A 901-nucleotide genomic window follows, 5' to 3' on the forward strand; every position below is an offset into this window, starting at 1 on the left:
CTCCCAATTCTATACAGCCCCTATAAACAATGTACAGGGATAGCTGTTCCCATAGCTTTTTTCATTTTAATCATGCGTTATATTTGTATAACCTGATCAATCTGACAGCACAGACGCAAAGCACTAAAGGCTGCTAAACTTGACGTTTTAGGATTTTCGGCCAATGGTAATCCCGTCATACTAATCTCAAGCTTACCGAATACGCCTTCAGCAGTTATATGATGAATGTTGTGCTCAAGCGTTGGATCAGCGATTAACTCTACGATTGTATCATCGAGGCCAACGCCTGCCAGCGCAATAGTAGCGGCAACGTTTGAGTTGGCAGGGAATAAAGCGGCAGCTTCTCTAGCGGTACCCGTAAAGAATACGGTAGGCTCCGCTAAATTATCGTAGTCAATAAGCTGATCAGCGTGACTACCCTTCCAACTTGATGGATGCTTTCTACCTTGATAAATCACTTCACTCAGACCTGCCATACTCGCAGCATTTATTCCATCAATCCCAGCAACTGCCCCCGCTAAGATATGGATTTTCACACCATGCTTTTCTGCTGCATCAGCGAGCGATACCGCAAACGTCTCATCAGTAAAGGCACCAACAGAGACAATTCCAAGTGGTATGCCCTGTTCCAAGATTTTAATAGCATGTTCTTTGAGTCCGCTCTGACCCGACATCTCAATCGCTAAATCAGGCGTTTTTACCAAATCGTCTACCGAAGTAATCACCTCTATAAACTCACCTATTTCAGCCTTTAAACTCTCGGCGCTTCTGGTGCTCGATAATACTGTCGAGAGGACAATATTGTCAGGCAGCATCTCATGGACTTTCCTCGCCATCGAGCCATAGCCTATGAACATCACACTTTTCATACTTACTCCTGTTTATTGTTTTTTATATTTCT

At 43.8% G+C, this 901-nt stretch carries 1 protein-coding gene; it reads right to left on the reverse strand.

The window, feature by feature from the left end; all coding sequences use genetic code 11:
* Positions 1-77: 77 nt before the first annotated feature.
* Positions 78-869 (reverse strand): aspartate dehydrogenase, encoded by a 792-nt coding sequence (locus tag ACT3TU_RS14245; RefSeq protein WP_444784534.1) that lies wholly within the window; start codon positions 867-869, stop codon positions 78-80.
* Positions 870-901 lie beyond the last annotated feature (32 nt).

It is taken from the genome of Psychrobacter sp. AOP3-A1-26 (assembly GCF_052378235.1).
Lineage (GTDB): Bacteria > Pseudomonadota > Gammaproteobacteria > Pseudomonadales > Moraxellaceae > Psychrobacter.

Coding starts and splice junctions, on each gene's coding strand:
- ACT3TU_RS14245 (WP_444784534.1), bottom strand. CDS start 869: ATGAAAAGTGTGATGTTCATAGGCTATGGCTCGATGGCGAGGAAAGTC.